This is a genomic window from Candidatus Accumulibacter sp. ACC007 (assembly GCF_907163205.1).
Lineage (GTDB): Bacteria > Pseudomonadota > Gammaproteobacteria > Burkholderiales > Rhodocyclaceae > Accumulibacter > Accumulibacter regalis.
The window spans coordinates 2,360,050-2,375,117 of sequence record NZ_CAJQUD010000001.1 but is presented as its reverse complement, the minus strand read 5'-3'; the positions used below and the strand labels follow the sequence as shown (position 1 = coordinate 2,375,117).

Below are 15,068 nucleotides of genomic sequence, written 5' to 3'. Positions count from 1 at the left end.
CCTCCCTTTACACGGAAACCATGCCGCTGTGCCTGAGCAGCGCGTCGACCTGCGGATCACGACCGCGGAAGGCGCGGAAGTTCTCGATCGCCGGACGACTGCCGCCGACCGACAGAATGCTGCTCAGGAAGCGTTGTCCGGTGTTCTGGTCGAAAGGGTCGCCGGCCTCTTCGAAAGCGCCGTAGCAGTCGGCCGAGAGGACTTCGGCCCACTTGTAGCTGTAGTAGCCGGCGCCGTAACCCCCGGCGAAGATGTGCGCGAAACTGTTCGGGAAGCGGTGCCACTCGGGCGGGACAAGAACCGCGACTTCGCGGCGCACGTCGCCGAGCAGGTCGAGAACGCTGCGTTCGCCAGCCGGGTCGAAATCGCTGTGCAAGAGCAGGTCGAAGAGCGAAAACTCGATCTGGCGAAGCGTCTGCATGCCGCTCTGGAAATTCCTCGCCGCCAGCATCTTGTTGAACAGCGCGCGCGGCAGCGCCTGGCCGGTGTCGACGTGGCTGCTCATCCCCTGCACGACGCTCCACTCCCAGCAGTAGTTCTCCATGAACTGCGATGGCAGTTCGACGGCGTCCCACTCGACACCGTGGATGCCGGCAACGGCCAGCTCGTCGACGCGTGTCAGCAGGTGGTGCAGGCCGTGGCCGGTCTCGTGAAAGAGGGTGATCACTTCGTCGTGCGTGAAGGTCGCCGGCCGTGCCTGACCATTCGTGCTGCCGATCGGCCGCGAGAAGTTGCAGTTGAGATAGGCCACCGGCTTCTGGATGTGGTCGGTCGCCACCGCCCTGGACGGCAGTCGGCGGCGGGTGATCGCTTCGTCCATCCAGGCGCCGCCGCGCTTCGTTTCGCGGGCGTAAAGGTCGAGGTAGAACTGGCCAAGCAGTTCGCCGGCCGGCGTTTCGATGCGGAAAAAGCGCACGTCCGGGTGCCAGACTGGCGCGCTATCGCGTTTGAGACAGACGCCGAACAGCGTTTCGATGACTTCGAAGAGGCCACTGAGAACCTTGTCCTCGGTGAAATACTGCTTTACTTCCTGCTCGGAAAAGGCGTACCGCTCCTGCAGGAGCTTTTCGGAAACGTAGCCGACATCCCAGGGCTCGATGTCCTGGAGTTGCAGCTCGCTACGCGCGAAGGCGCGCAGGTCGGCAATATCCCGTTCGGCAAAGGGCCTGGCCTTGATCGCCATGTCGCGCAGAAACGCGAGTACCTGGGGCACCGATTCGGCCATTTTTGGTACCAGCGACACTTCGGCGAAGCTGGCGTAGCCCAGCATCCGTGCCTCTTCACGGCGCAGCCGGAGAATCTGGCCGATCAGCGGCGTATTGTCCAACTCGGCAGCCCCGAATTCGGCGGCGCGAGTGGCGTAGGCACGGTACATCACCGCCCGCAGACGGCGACTGTCGGCGTATTGCATCACCGGCAGGTAGGAAGGCATGTGCAGCGTGAATTTCCAGCCGCTGTGGCCATCCTTCTCGGCCGCCTCGTGCGCGGCCTGACAGGCGTCGTCGGGAAGGCCGGCCAGTTCGGCCTCATCGCTCACCAGTTCGGCAAAGGCGTTGGTGGCGTCGAGCAGGTTTTCCGAGAACTTCGCCGAGAGCTGCGAAAGTTCCTCTGCAATCGCCTGGAAGCGCGGCTTCTGATCGTCGCGCAGCTCCGCGCCGGCGAGCCGAAAGTCGCGAATCTCGTTGTCAATGATGCGCTGCCGGGTTGGCGAAAGCCTTGCGTATTCAGCGCTTCCGGCGATTGCCTGGTAAGCGGCGAAGAGCTTGAGGTTCTGACCGAACTCGGCATAGAAGCGCGAGACTTCGGGCAGCATGCGGTTATAAGCCTCGCGCCATTCGGGGACGTCATTGACGGCGTGCAGATGACCGACAACACCCCAGGCGCGCGACAGCGGTTCGAGGCCATCGCTCAGCGCTGCGGCGAAGCCGTCCCAGGTCGTTGCTGCCCCTGCCGCCGTCAGCCGCGCGATCAGTGCGCGGCAGTCGTCGAGAAGCTTGCCGATCGCCGGCTGCACGTCGCTGGGCACAATGGCGTCGAAGCGCGGCAGGCCGGACAGGTCAAGAAGAGGGTTGTCGCACAGGGGGGAGGCAGTCATCAGGGTTCCGTGGTTGCAGGGGAGGGTGCTCGCCAGCACCTCGCTATTCTACAAGGTCGCGATAAGCGTGCCACGACGCGTGCCCGATCAAGGGCATGAGAACGATCAAGCCAAAGAAAAGCGTCGCAATGCCGAGCGCGGTCAGCGTCGTGACCATCGCCGCCCAGACGATCATCAGGCGGATGTTGGCGTCGACAGCGCGCAGGCTGGTGCGCATCGCGGCGACGAAGTCCACCCGGCGATCGAGCAGGAGCGGCACCGAGACGACGGTGATGGCGAAAACCAGCAGAGCCAGGCTGCCTCCGCTCAGCAGCCAGATGATCATCAGATCGCGATTTTCCGTGAGCTTGGGCATCTCGGCGAGCAAAATCATCAGATCGGGCGGAATGTGGGGTGCCAGAAGAGCGAAGAGCAGCGTCGAAACGCGCTCCCAGCTCAGTCCGATGATGGCCAGCAGCAGTCCCAGCTTGATCAGCTCGCGCACGTTGCGGCGGCCACCCGCCAGCGAGACGAGAAAAGTCGAGGACTGGCCTGCCTGACGGCGGCGGCTGATCTCGTACAGCCCGCCGCAGAGCAGCGGCGCAATCAGCAGGAAGCCGGAAGTGGCGGCGATGAACAGGTGGCCCTGGCGCCAGGCAAAAATGGTGATCAGGTCGCCAAAGATGGCAAACAGCAGCCCATACGAAAGGCTGGCGACGGGATTGGCGCGCATGTCGCTCCAGGCTGCGGCCAACCAGACCAGGGGCTGGCCGATGGCGACACTGCGAACGTTCAACGGCGCTCGGCGCCGCTCAGGTGACGTGGCTTCTAGACCCATGCGGTCTCCTTGCTGAAGGGCGTAGGCCGGTTGTCATGCGCCGCGCGCGCGCGGCGGTCACTCGACAGGTGTGTCTCCGGTCAGGCGCTGCAGGGCCTCGACATAGCGCGCATGCGTTCCGGCGATTACCGCCAGCGGCAGCGCTGGGCCAGGCGCCTGCTTGTTCCAGGGCAGTGTTTCCAGATAATCGCGGATGTACTGCTTGTCGTACGACGGGGGGTTGCTTCCCTCGCGGTAGGCGTCGGCGGGCCAGAAACGTGACGAGTCGGGGGTCAGTACTTCGTCGATCAGGTGCAGTGTGCCGGTGGTATCGACGCCGAACTCGAACTTGGTGTCGGCGATGATGATGCCGCGCGCAGCGGCGTGCGCGGCGGCGGCGGTGTACAGGGCTATGGCCACGTCGCGCGCCTGCGCGGCAATATCGGCGCCGCTCCTGCCGGTGGCGGCAAGGATGTCGGCGAGCGTGCGTGCGCAGTCGGCTTGCGCGCGCTCGAACGAAACGTTCTCGTCGTGATCGCCAAGGGCAGCCTTCGTCGCCGGCGTGAAGATCGGCTCGGGCAGGCGGCTGGCGAGGCGCAATCCCGGTGGCAGCGGGATGCCGCAGACGGCACCGCTGGCCTGGTAATCCTTCCACCCCGAACCGATCAGATAGCCGCGCACCACCGCTTCGATGGGCAGCGGCCGCAAGCGCTTGACGACCAGCGCGCGGCCATGCACCTGCGCGCGCTCGTCGGCGGCGACCACCGTTTCAGGATCGATCCCGGTCATCTGGTTGGGGACGAAGGCCGCGAGTTTTTCGAACCAGAAGCAGGCCAGCTGGGTGAGCAGCTGGCCCTTGCCCGGAATCGGGTCCGGGAGGACGACGTCGAAGGCCGAGAGGCGATCGCTGGTGACGATCAGCAGCTTGTCGTCGCCGACGGCATAGATGTCGCGCACCTTGCCGCGGCCGAGCAGCGGCAGGCTCTTGATCGTCGATTCAAAGAGGGCATCGGTCACGTGGCTGATCCGGTGGGGAGTGATGTGAGCGGGTAATCGCAGCGGCGGCAGTCGAGCGTTGGGATTATAGGACACATCACGCTTGCCAAGCGCGTGTCATCGGCGCTCGCCGCTTTCGGCGTCGCCCGGGCCTGGTGATCCTTCCTGGCTCGGCGATCCGTGTTCTGTCGTTTCCCGGCACGGCCATCTGTCAGCGGCCGGCTATCGCCACGGCATGACGTGGCGATGGTTCGCGTCAGCTCGCGGCCGGCTTCTGATCGCCTACGCGAACGATTTTCAGCGTATTGGTACCGCCGCTGTTGCCCATCGGCTCGCCGGCGGTGAGCACGATGAAATCGCCTTTTTCGACCAGATTCTCCTTCATCAGCAACTGTTCGGCCTCGTACAGCAGCTCATCGCGGCTACTCGGCTGCTGGTCCATCAGCACCGGGAAGACGGCCCGATAGAGGCTCATTTTGGTCAACGCTGCGCTGCGCGGGGTCAGCGCGTAGACCGGTACTCCGCAGTTCAGACGGCTCATCCAGAGCGCCGTCGAACCGGACTCGGTGAGCGCGGCGATCGCCTTTACTTTCAGGTGATGCGCTGCCCAGATGGCGGCCAGCGAAATGGTCTGATCGATGCGCGTGAAAACCTGGTTGAGGAACTCGCGTTCGAGAGTCACTTCGGCGGACTTCTCTGCTTCCAGGCAGATCCGCGCCATCGCTTCGATGGTTTCGACCGGAAAGCGGCCGGCCGCCGTTTCGGCCGAGAGCATCACCGCGTCGGTGCCGTCAAGAACCGCGTTCGCGACGTCGGAAACTTCGGCACGGGTCGGTGCCGGCGAGATGATCATCGACTCCATCATCTGGGTTGCCGTAATTACCAGTTTGTTTCTCTCGCGCGCCATGCGAATCATGCGCTTCTGCAGCGCCGGTACAGCGGCGTCGCCGACTTCGACGGCGAGGTCGCCGCGGGCGACCATGATCCCGTCCGAGGCGCTGATGATCTCCTCGAGCGCGGCGACCGCCTCGACGCGTTCGATCTTGGCGATGGTTAGCGCGTGTCCGCCGGCGGCATGCATCAATTGCCTGGCCATGTACATGTCGGCCGCGCTCTTGGGGAACGAGATAGCGACAAAATCAACGTCGATGCTGGCCGCGGTACGAATATCGTCCATGTCCTTGGCGGTCAGCGCGGCGGCGGAGAGGCCACCTCCCTGGCGGTTGATGCCCTTGTTGTCGGACAGTTCGCCGCCGTGACGAACGATGGTGAAGATTTCCGAGCCAAGCACGCGCTGAACGTCGAGCACGATGCGGCCGTCGTCGAGCAGGAGGACGCTGCCCGCGGAGACATCGCGCGTCAGATCCTTGTAGTCCAGGCCGGCGCGGTCGGCGTTACCCAGTTCGCACTTGGCGTCGAGAATGAAGGGGGCGCCTTTATCGAGCCAGATCTTGCCGTCGGCAAACTTGCCGACACGGATTTTCGGACCCTGCAGGTCAGCGAGGATACCTACCGGGCGCCCGACACGGGCCGCCGCCTCACGTACCAGCTGCGCGCGGGCAATGTGATCCTGCGGTTTGCCATGGGAAAAATTGAGGCGCACGACGTCGACGCCGGCGCGGATCATGCGTTCGAGCACATCGGCGTCCGACGACGCGGGCCCGAGGGTGGCAACGATCTTTGTATCGCGGGGCATGGGGTTCCTATTCTTGTTGTACAGACGAGGCTTCCATCTGGGGCAGTTTTCTTGGGGTGTTGGCTGGGCACGCACGAGCCGACTTGTCAGCAGTTTTCTGTGACAGTGCCTGGCCGTGCCACGTTCAACCGGGAGTGTTGTCCCTGCCGAGCGTGCTGATTCGCGGGAGGGTGAGAATTAGATCGGAGTCAGGGCTACCCGACTTGGGTTGAGTGCAGCCGACAGATCCGTAGCTGCGTGATTGCCGTGTACTGTACGCGCAACGCAGTGAAGGGGGGCGAGTGCTTGCCTGGCGATCGCCTGGCGATCGTTTTCGTGGCGACGGCTTGCAGCGCTTGTCGAGGGGCGGCATGGCGAGTGGCGATGTGCTCAGTTCGGGCACTGTCGGCCCCGGTCCAGCGGCAACAGGTGCCGGTCGAGCGACCAGCAAGAGGTCGTCAAGGGCTTTGCCTCAGGAAGCCGAGGAGGGCGCGGGAGGGCGGTGAGGAGGGTCAGGAAAAGGGGCGCCCGAAAGCGCCCCTGAATGGCTGTTTAGCGCGCCATTACCTTGATCATCTCCAGCACCTTGCAGGAGTAACCCCACTCGTTGTCGTACCAGGAGACGACCTTGACGAAGGTACCGTCAAGCGCCATGCCGGCATCCGAGTCAAACACCGACGTGCAGCTCTCGCCACGGAAGTCGGTGGCCACCACTTTTTCGGCGGTGTAGCCGAGCACGCCCTTCATCGGGCCTTCCGACGCAGCCTTCATCGCCGCGCAGATCTGCTCGTAGGTGGTTTCCTTGTTCAACTCGACCGTCAGGTCGACGACCGAGACGTCGGACGTCGGTACGCGGAAAGCCATGCCGGTCAGTTTCTTGTTGAGCTCGGGAATGACCTTGCCGACGGCCTTGGCTGCACCGGTCGAGGACGGAATGATGTTCTCGAGGATGCCGCGACCACCGCGCCAGTCCTTGTTGGACGGGCCATCAACGGTTTTCTGGGTGGCGGTGGCTGCATGAACGGTGGTCATCAGGCCGCGCTTGATACCCCAGTTGTCATTCAGTACCTTGGCCACCGGGGCGAGGCAGTTGGTGGTGCAGGAAGCGTTCGAAATGATCGTCTGGCCGGCATAGGTGCTGTCATTGACGCCAAACACGAACATCGGCGTGTCGTCCTTGCTCGGTGCGCTCTGGATGACTTTCTTGGCGCCCGCGGCGATGTGCTTCTGGCAGGACTCGGTGGTCAGGAAGAGGCCGGTCGCGTCGACGACGATATCGGCGCCAATTTCGTTCCACTTCAGCTCGGCCGGATCCTTGACGGCGGTCAGGCGGACTTTCTTGCCATTGACGACCAGCGAATTGCCGTCGACCGCAATGGTGCCCTGGAAACGACGATGCACGGAATCATACTTGAGCATGTACGCCAGGTAATCGGGTTCGAGTAGGTCGTTGATGCCGACGATTTCGATGTCGTCCGAGAAATCTTGCACAGCAGCGCGAAACACCATCCGTCCGATACGGCCAAAGCCATTGATCCCTACTTTGATTGTCATGAAACGGTCTCCTTGAGAAATTACAACACTGTCTTCACGGTCGTGACCACATTGGTCACCGTGAAACCGAAAAAGTCGAACACCTGGCCTGCCGGTGCCGACTCTCCAAAACGATCGATGCCGATTACGGCGCCGTCGAGTCCGACGTACTTGCGCCAGAAACTGCTGACTCCCGCTTCGATCGCCACTCGCGGTAGCGCGCGGGGCAATACTGCTTCCCGGTACGACGCCTCCTGGCGATCGAAGACCTCGGCGCAGGGCATCGAGATGACGCGCACGGCGATCCCTTCGTCGGCCAGCGCCTGGCGTGCGTCGAGTGCCAGCTTGACTTCCGAGCCGGTGGCGATCAGCAGCGCCTGTGGGTCGGCGCAGTCCGCCAGCACGTAGGCCCCGCGGCGAATCACTTCGGGCGCGACGCCACTGCTCACCGTCGGCAGATTCTGTCGCGAGAGCGCCAGAATCGTCGGCCCGTCGTTGCGTTCGATAGCGGCGATCCAGGACACGGCCGTTTCGCTGGCGTCCGCCGGGCGCCAGACGTCAACGTTGGGAATCAGGCGCAGGCTGGCGACGTGTTCGACCGGTTGGTGCGTCGGGCCATCTTCGCCAAGGCCGATCGAATCGTGCGTATACACCATGATCTGGCGCACTTTCATCAGGGCTGCCATGCGGATCGCGTTGCGCGCGTAGTCCGAGAAGACCAGGAAGGTCGCGGTGTACGGGATCAGACCGCCGTGCAGGGCGAGGCCATTGGCGATCGCCGTCATGCCGAACTCACGCACCCCGTAATAGACATAGTTGCCGCCCTGGGTGCGGCTGATGCCCTGCGAGCCCTTCCACAGCGTCAGGTTCGATCCGGCCAGATCCGCCGAGCCGCCAATGAGTTCTGGCAACTGCGGCGCGAAGGCGCTGATGGCATTCTGCGAAGCCTTGCGGGTGGCGATGTTTTCCGCCTTGCCCGCGACCTCGGCCAGCGCCTGCGCGGCAGTCACGTTCCAGTCGGCGGGCAGCTCGCCATTCGTGCGGCGGCTGAACTCGGCAGCCAACTCCGGGAACGCGGCCTGATAGGTCGCGAAGCGCGCTTGCCAATTGTTTTCGAAGACGTTACCGCGCATGCGGCCGTCCCAGCTCGAATAGACGGCGTCAGGAATTTCGAAGGGCGCGTGCGGCCAGCCGAGATGCGCGCGGGTCGCGGCAACTTCCTCGCTTCCCAGAGGCGCGCCATGGACGTCGTGACTGCCCACCTTGTTCGGCGAACCCTCGCCGATGCGTGTCTTGCAGCAGATCAGCGTCGGGCGGTCGATGTCGGCACGCGCCGCGCGCAGCGCCTGGTCGACCGCTTCGCCATCGTGGCCGTCGACGGCGGCGATGACCTGCCAGCCGTAGGCGGCGAAGCGTTGCGGCGTGTCATCGGTGAACCAGCCTTCGACATGGCCGTCGATGGAAATGCCGTTGTCGTCATAGAGGGCGATCAGCTTGCCCAGTCCGAGCGTTCCCGCCAGCGAGCAGACCTCGTGTGAAATGCCCTCCATCAGGCAGCCGTCACCGAGGAATACGTAGGTCGAGTGATTCACGACCTCGTGCCCGGGACGATTGAAGTCGGCGGCCAGGACCTTCTCGGCGATGGCCATGCCGACCGCGTTGGCCAGACCCTGGCCGAGCGGACCGGTCGTCGTCTCGACGCCCGGGGTATGTCCCACTTCCGGGTGCCCGGGTGTCTTCGAGCGAAACTGGCGGAAGTTCTTCAGGTCGTCGATCGAGACGTCGTAGCCGGTGAGATGCAGCAGCGTGTAGAGCAGCATCGAGCCGTGGCCGTTCGACAGGACGAAACGGTCGCGGTCCGGCCAGTGTGGATTACCCGGGTTGTGGCGCAGGTGGCGACGCCAGAGCACTTCGGCGATTTCAGCCATTCCCATTGGCATGCCTGGGTGGCCGGAGTTGGCTTGTTGCACCGCGTCCATGGCAAGGGCGCGGATGACGTTGGTCAGGGCGGTAAACGCAATAGGCACGATAATTTGCCGATCAGAAGCGGGTTGTTGGGTCGCATGGGCAAATTATCCGCCAAAACAGCAGGCATTGCCACCTTCCCTTGTGACGCCGCACGAGGAGGTGGCTGCTTGTGACTACAGACAGCCATGGCTCATGCGTAGTGGTTTATTAAATAGCAAAAGCTAACTATAAATTGAAAAAAGTTTAACTTTTAATTATCGATTGTGCCGCCTACACTGGTCGCTATCGAACGACGCCATGTGACCCGAATGCACGCAGACCAGCCGGCCGAACGCACAATGATCACGCGCCCTTGCAGCGCGACGCTTGGGCAATCGGTCGTCCTGCAGGCGGTCATCTTCGACGTTGACGGGACGCTCGCCGATAGCGAGCGCGACGGCCACCGCGTGGCCTTCAACCGGGCTTTTGCACAGTCCGGCCTGGACTGGGAGTGGTCGGTCGCCACCTACGGCGAATTGCTCGCGGTGACCGGTGGCAAGGAGCGCATCCGTCACTTCGCGGCACAGCACGCACCGCAGTTTCTGCGGCGGGCAGCGGGTGACGCCTGGCTGGCCGGGTTGCATCGCTTGAAGAGCGAGATCTACGCGCAGCTGGTGGGCGCCGGTCACATCGCCCTGCGGCCTGGCGTGGCGCGCCTGCTGGGCGAGTTGCGCAGCGCGGGTGTGCGCCTGGCGATCGCCACGACAACGACGCCGTCGAGCCTGCACAGCCTGCTGCTCACCCGCTTTGGCGACCAGGCCGAGTCGCTCTTCGAAGTCATCGGCGCCGGTGATGTGGTGGCCGACAAGAAGCCCGCTCCGGATATCTATCACTGGGTTTTGCGGCAAATGAACCTGCCCCCGCAAGCCTGCCTGGCGGTCGAGGATTCGCTGCCCGGGCTGCGGGCGGCGACAGCCGCCGGCATCCCGACCGTAATCACCGTCAACGCCTATGGCGCAGACGACGACTTCGCCGGCGCGCTGAGCGTGCTTTCCGATCTCGGTGAGCCTGGCGCGCCCGCGCGCCGCCTGGCGGGGGCGCCGCTGGCCCGGGAATTCGTCGACCTTGCCCAGCTGCGCCTTTGGCAGCGCAAGGCGGTGGTCGACATGAACCACTGACGGGCAGCCGGCCTACGGGTAAAAACACCCACGAACACTTTCTTGACCATTACTCGACACGGAGACAAGCATGGACCAATCGAATCGTTACGCCGACCTCAGCCTCAGGGAAGACGAGCTGATCAGTGGCGGCAAGCATATTCTGGTGGCCTACAGGATGAAGCCCAAGGCCGGTTACGACTACCTGCAGGCCGCCGCGCACTTTGCCGCCGAGTCGTCCACCGGGACCAACGTCGAGGTGAGTACCACCGACGATTTCACCCGCGGCGTCGATGCCCTGGTCTATCTGATCGACGAAGCCAGCGAAGAGATGCGCATTGCCTATCCGCTCGACCTCTTCGACCGCAACGTCACCGACGGTCGGATGATGATCGTTTCCTTCCTGACCCTCGTGATCGGCAACAATCAGGGCATGGGCGACATCGAGCACGCCAAGATCTATGACTTCTACGTGCCCGAGCGTGCTCTGCAGTTGTTCGACGGTCCGGCCAAGGACATTTCCGACATGTGGCGCATTCTCGGCCGCCCGGTCAAGGACGGCGGCTACATTGCCGGGACGATCATCAAGCCCAAGCTGGGCCTGCGCCCCGAACCGTTCGCCAAGGCCGCGTACCAGTTCTGGCTCGGCGGCGACTTCATCAAGAACGACGAGCCGCAGGGCAATCAGGTCTTTGCGCCGATGAAGAAGGTCATGCCGCTGGTGGTCGACGCGATGAAACGTGCGCAGGACGAGACCGGGCAGGCAAAGCTCTTCTCGGCCAACATCACCGCCGACGATCACTACGAGATGTGTGCCCGTGCCGACTACATCCTCGAGACCTTCGGGCCCGACGCCGACAAGGTCGCTTTCCTGGTCGACGGCTACGTCGGCGGTCCGGGCATGGTCACCACCGCGCGTCGGCAGTACCCCAACCAGTACCTGCACTACCACCGCGCCGGTCACGGCGCGGTCACCTCGCCGAGTTCGAAGCGCGGTTACGACGCCTACGTTCTGGCCAAGATGGCGCGCCTGCAGGGGGCCTCGGGAATTCACGTCGGCACCATGGGCTACGGCAAGATGGAAGGCACTGCCGACGACCGGGCGATCGCCTACATCATCGAGCGTGACGAGTACCAGGGCCCGGCCTATTTCCAGAAGTGGTACGGCATGAAGCCGACGACGCCGATCATTTCCGGCGGCATGAACGCCCTTCGCCTGCCCGGCTTCTTTGCCAACCTCGGCCACGGTAACGTCATCAACACCTCGGGTGGCGGTTCGTACGGTCACATCGACAGCCCCGCCGCCGGCGCCATTTCACTGCGCCAGGCCTACGAGTGCTGGCAGGCCGGTGCCGACCCGATCGAATGGGCCAGGGAGCACGAGGAGTTTGCGCGTGCCTTCGAGTCCTTCCCGGGCGACGCCGACACGCTCTATCCAGGGTGGCGCGACAAGCTCGGCGCGCATCGCTGAGCGGCCGGCTGGCCGCCGCACGAACGACTTTCGAACAGCGATCGAGACAGCAACGGGAACAGGAACAGGCAATGACCGACAAGGAGCAGTTCAAGGTTCGCGAAGAGCCTTTCTATCAGGCGCAGGGCAAGGAAGTGGCGCTTTACGAGGCGGCTTACGCGGCGCGTCTGCCGGTGATGGTCAAGGGGCCGACCGGCTGCGGCAAGTCGCGCTTCATCGAGTTCATGGCCTGGAAGCTCGCGCGCCCGTTGATCACCGTTGCCTGCAACGAAGACATGACCGCGTCCGATCTGGTCGGGCGCTACCTGCTCGAAGCCAACGGCACCCGCTGGCTCGACGGGCCGCTGACCACCGCGGCGCGAATCGGCGCCATCTGCTACCTCGACGAGGTCGTCGAAGCACGCCAGGACACCACCGTCGTCATCCATCCGCTGACCGACCACCGACGCACGCTGCCGCTCGACAAGAAGGGCGAGCTGATCCAGGCGCACGCCGATTTTCAGCTGGTGATCTCGTACAACCCCGGCTACCAGAGCCTGATGAAGGACCTCAAGCAGTCGACCAAGCAGCGCTTCACCGCTTTCGAGTTCGACTACCCGGACGCGGCGCTGGAAATCGCCATCCTGGTCAGCGAAAGCGGCATCGACGAAGCCACCGCCACGCAACTGGTGAGCGTCGGCGCCGCCGCCCGGCGCCTCAAGGGGCATGGCCTCGACGAGGGAATTTCGACGCGTCTGCTGGTTTATGCCGCAACGCTGATCAAGGGGGGGGTCGCCCCGGTGGATGCCTGCCGGATGGCGCTGGTGCGCCCGATCACCGACGACCGCGACATTCGCGATACCCTCGATCATGCCATCGACGCCACCTTCGCCTGAGCGCGGTCGCCAGGCACAGGTCCAGGCCATGGCCCCTCCCGAAAATACTGCCGGCCCGGCCTGGGAACAGCGCCTGCACGGCTACCGCGAACAGCTCGCCTGTGGCTTCCCGCAGGTCGGTGACGTCTTCGCAGAGTGCATGCGCGAAGCGCTGGCCGTACTCTCGGCCGAGGGTGTCGACGGCTATCTCGATACGGCGCGCTTCCTCGGCGGCATGGGCCGTGGCGTCGAGCCGGTACTGGTTTTCCTCGAAGAATGGCCGCCGATCGCCACGCTGGTCGGCGAAGCGGCCCTGCCGGCGATCACCGCCAGTCTGCATGCCCTGTGCAAGTCGCCGAATGCCAAGGCGATCACGCCCTTCCTGCAGACGCTGGCCGCTGTCGTCCGCCGTCTGCCTTCGCGCCAGCAGCTGCAGCGCTACCTGGACCTGACGCAGGAGTTCAGCGAGCGCACGACCGGTTCGATCCACGGCATTCACCAGACTTTCGCCAGCCCCGGCCTGCCCGATTTTCTTGCCCAGGCACCGACGCTTCTCGACCAGCTGTCGATCGCCGGGCTGCGCAACTGGGTCGATTACGGTATCCGCAACTACCCCAACCATCCCGAGCGGCAACGCGACTACTTCAGCCTCAAGTCGGCGGACAGCCGCGCCGTGCTGCAGCGCGAGCGGCACGGCACGCTGCTGGTCGACAACGAACGCCTGCTCGACCTCTACCTGCGCGGGCTTTGGGGCGACAGCACGCAACTGGTGCCGTATTCGAGCCACCTCGACCCGCCGCAGAAATCGCTGCCCTATTACGACGCTTCCGGAATCCGCCTGCCCGACGTGCTTGACGATGCGCACGGCGTTTCCGGCATCGACCGCTACCGTGCAACGCTGGCGCACATCGCCGGCCATCGCCGCTGGAGCACGCCGATGTTCGCCGACAACTGCAGCCCGATGCAGCGCATGGCGATCGAGGTCTTCGAAGACAGCCGCATCGAGACGCTGGTGATGCGCGCCTACCCCGGCCTGCGGCGGACTTTTCTGGCCCTGCACCCGGCGCCGCGCGCCGGCGCCTGCGACCCGGAAACCACCTCCTGTCTACGCCATCGCCTGAGCATGCTCTCGCGCGCCTTGCTCGATTCCACACACGCTTACCAGGACGCCGAGCTGCTAAAATTCGTGCGTCACTTTCGCGAGACGATGGCGCGGGGCGAGTCGAGCAGCGAAGAAATCGCCGACCTGGCGCTGGCCTACATCGCCCGTACCCGCCGCCAGAGCGACCAGTTGGCCGACGTCCATTTTGCCGATACCGAGGTCAGCTATCGTGACGACAACCGCCACCTGTGGCGATTTCACGAACTCAGCGACGACGAGGAAATGGTCGACGAGCAGCGTCCGACGCCCGTCGCTGCCGACGTCGACCGCCTGCCGCCACGCCACTACCCGGAGTGGGACTACCAGAGCCAAAGCTACCGGCCGGACTGGGTCAGCCTCTACGAATCGCTGCACCCGGCGGGCGACGCCGCCGAGATCGACCGTCTGCTCGAAAAACACGCCGTGCTGGCCAGGCGTCTGAAGCGTCTGCTGGACACCCTCAAACCGCAGGACAAGGTGCGCATTCGCTACCAGGAAGACGGCAGCGAACTCGACCTCGACGTCGCCCTGCGCTCGCTGATCGACTTCAAGGGCGGCGCCAGCCCGGATCCGCGTATCAACATGAGTCACCGCCGCAACGGCCGCGACCTGGCCGTTCTGGTCCTGCTCGACCTTTCACAGTCGCTCGCCGACAAGGTCAAGGTCGGCGCCGGCGGCGGCGAGCAGAGCATTCTCGAACTGAGTCAGGAAGCGGTGTCCCTGCTCGCCTGGTCGATCGAGCAACTCGGCGACCCCTTCGCCATCGCCGGTTTTCACTCCGACAGCCGCCACGACGTCCGTTACCTGCACCTCAAGGGTTACAGCGAGCGCTGGGGCGACGTCGTCAAGGGCCGTCTGGCGGCGATGCAGGCCGGCTACTCGACGCGCATGGGCGCCGCCATGCGCCACGCCGCGCACTACCTGGCGGCGCAGAAGGCGGACAAGAAACTGCTGCTCGTGCTCACCGACGGCCAGCCCGCCGACGTCGACGTCCATGACGAGCGCCTGCTCATCGAAGACGCCCGCAAGTCGGTCGAGGAACTCGATCAGCAGGGCATCTTCAGCTACTGCATCAACCTCGACCGCCAGGCCGACGACTACGTCGGTGACATCTTCGGTCGGCGCTATACGGTGATCGACAACATCGAGCGCCTGCCGGAACGGCTGCCGGAGCTGTTCATGGCGCTGACGCGGTAGCAGGGAAGGGCGGTAGCGCTGTGATCGACCCGCCGCAAGCGGGGGCGTCCAAACTTCAGCCAGCGTCGCGCGCATCGACTAGAATCAGTCCGGCGCTAGCAGCCGGTGGCACGGGAGTGGCGGGCTCTGACGTGGCATGAGTCAGCACCCGAGGCCTGCAAGGAAGCCCCCTGCAGACACGGCTCGTCACCTTATTCTCCAACACG

At 64.3% G+C, this 15,068-nt stretch carries 10 protein-coding genes; 4 read left to right on the top strand and 6 right to left on the bottom strand.

Features of this window, described 5'->3' with window-relative positions; translation table 11 throughout:
- Positions 1-7: 7 nt before the first annotated feature.
- The 6 genes from QZ634_RS10370 to tkt all read right to left on the bottom strand — a co-directional run bounded on the left by QZ634_RS10370 (position 8) and on the right by tkt (position 9,122).
- Positions 8-2,095, bottom strand: coding sequence for a M3 family metallopeptidase (locus QZ634_RS10370; RefSeq protein ID WP_291987867.1), 2,088 nt, complete (start codon positions 2,093-2,095; stop codon positions 8-10).
- Positions 2,096-2,138: 43 nt separating this feature from the next.
- Positions 2,139-2,912, bottom strand: coding sequence for a DUF2189 domain-containing protein (locus QZ634_RS10365; protein ID WP_291987865.1), 774 nt, complete (start codon positions 2,910-2,912; stop codon positions 2,139-2,141).
- A 57-nt stretch (positions 2,913-2,969) separates the two neighbouring features.
- Positions 2,970-3,908, bottom strand: a complete 939-nt coding sequence (locus QZ634_RS10360) for a phosphoribosylaminoimidazolesuccinocarboxamide synthase (protein WP_291987863.1) — start codon at positions 3,906-3,908, stop codon at positions 2,970-2,972.
- Between the two features lie 235 nt (positions 3,909-4,143).
- Positions 4,144-5,583 carry a pyruvate kinase gene (pyk, locus tag QZ634_RS10355; protein WP_291987861.1) on the bottom strand — a complete coding sequence of 480 codons (1,440 nt, stop codon included), beginning with the start codon at positions 5,581-5,583 and terminating at the stop codon, positions 4,144-4,146.
- Between the two features lie 531 nt (positions 5,584-6,114).
- A complete protein-coding gene (gap, locus tag QZ634_RS10350) occupies positions 6,115-7,116 on the bottom strand; it encodes a type I glyceraldehyde-3-phosphate dehydrogenase (RefSeq protein ID WP_291987859.1) in 1,002 nt (333 codons plus the stop codon).
- Between the two features lie 20 nt (positions 7,117-7,136).
- Positions 7,137-9,122, bottom strand: coding sequence for a transketolase (gene tkt, locus QZ634_RS10345; RefSeq protein ID WP_291987857.1), 1,986 nt, complete (start codon positions 9,120-9,122; stop codon positions 7,137-7,139).
- Between the two features lie 279 nt (positions 9,123-9,401).
- Here tkt and QZ634_RS10340 point away from each other — a divergent pair, with 279 nt between their 5' ends.
- From QZ634_RS10340 to QZ634_RS10325, 4 genes are all read left to right on the top strand, one after another.
- Positions 9,402-10,220 (top strand): HAD-IA family hydrolase, encoded by an 819-nt coding sequence (locus QZ634_RS10340; protein ID WP_291987855.1) that lies wholly within the window; start codon positions 9,402-9,404, stop codon positions 10,218-10,220.
- 70 nt (positions 10,221-10,290) lie between these two features.
- Positions 10,291-11,670: a ribulose-bisphosphate carboxylase gene (locus QZ634_RS10335; protein ID WP_291987853.1), complete on the top strand. Its 1,380-nt coding sequence runs from the start codon at positions 10,291-10,293 to the stop codon at positions 11,668-11,670.
- A gap of 71 nt (positions 11,671-11,741) precedes the next feature.
- A complete protein-coding gene (locus tag QZ634_RS10330) occupies positions 11,742-12,545 on the top strand; it encodes a CbbQ/NirQ/NorQ/GpvN family protein (protein WP_291987851.1) in 804 nt (267 codons plus the stop codon).
- 28 nt (positions 12,546-12,573) lie between these two features.
- Complete coding sequence (locus QZ634_RS10325) at positions 12,574-14,862, top strand: VWA domain-containing protein (RefSeq protein WP_291987849.1); 2,289 nt, start codon at positions 12,574-12,576, stop codon at positions 14,860-14,862.
- Positions 14,863-15,068: the final 206 nt, after the last annotated feature.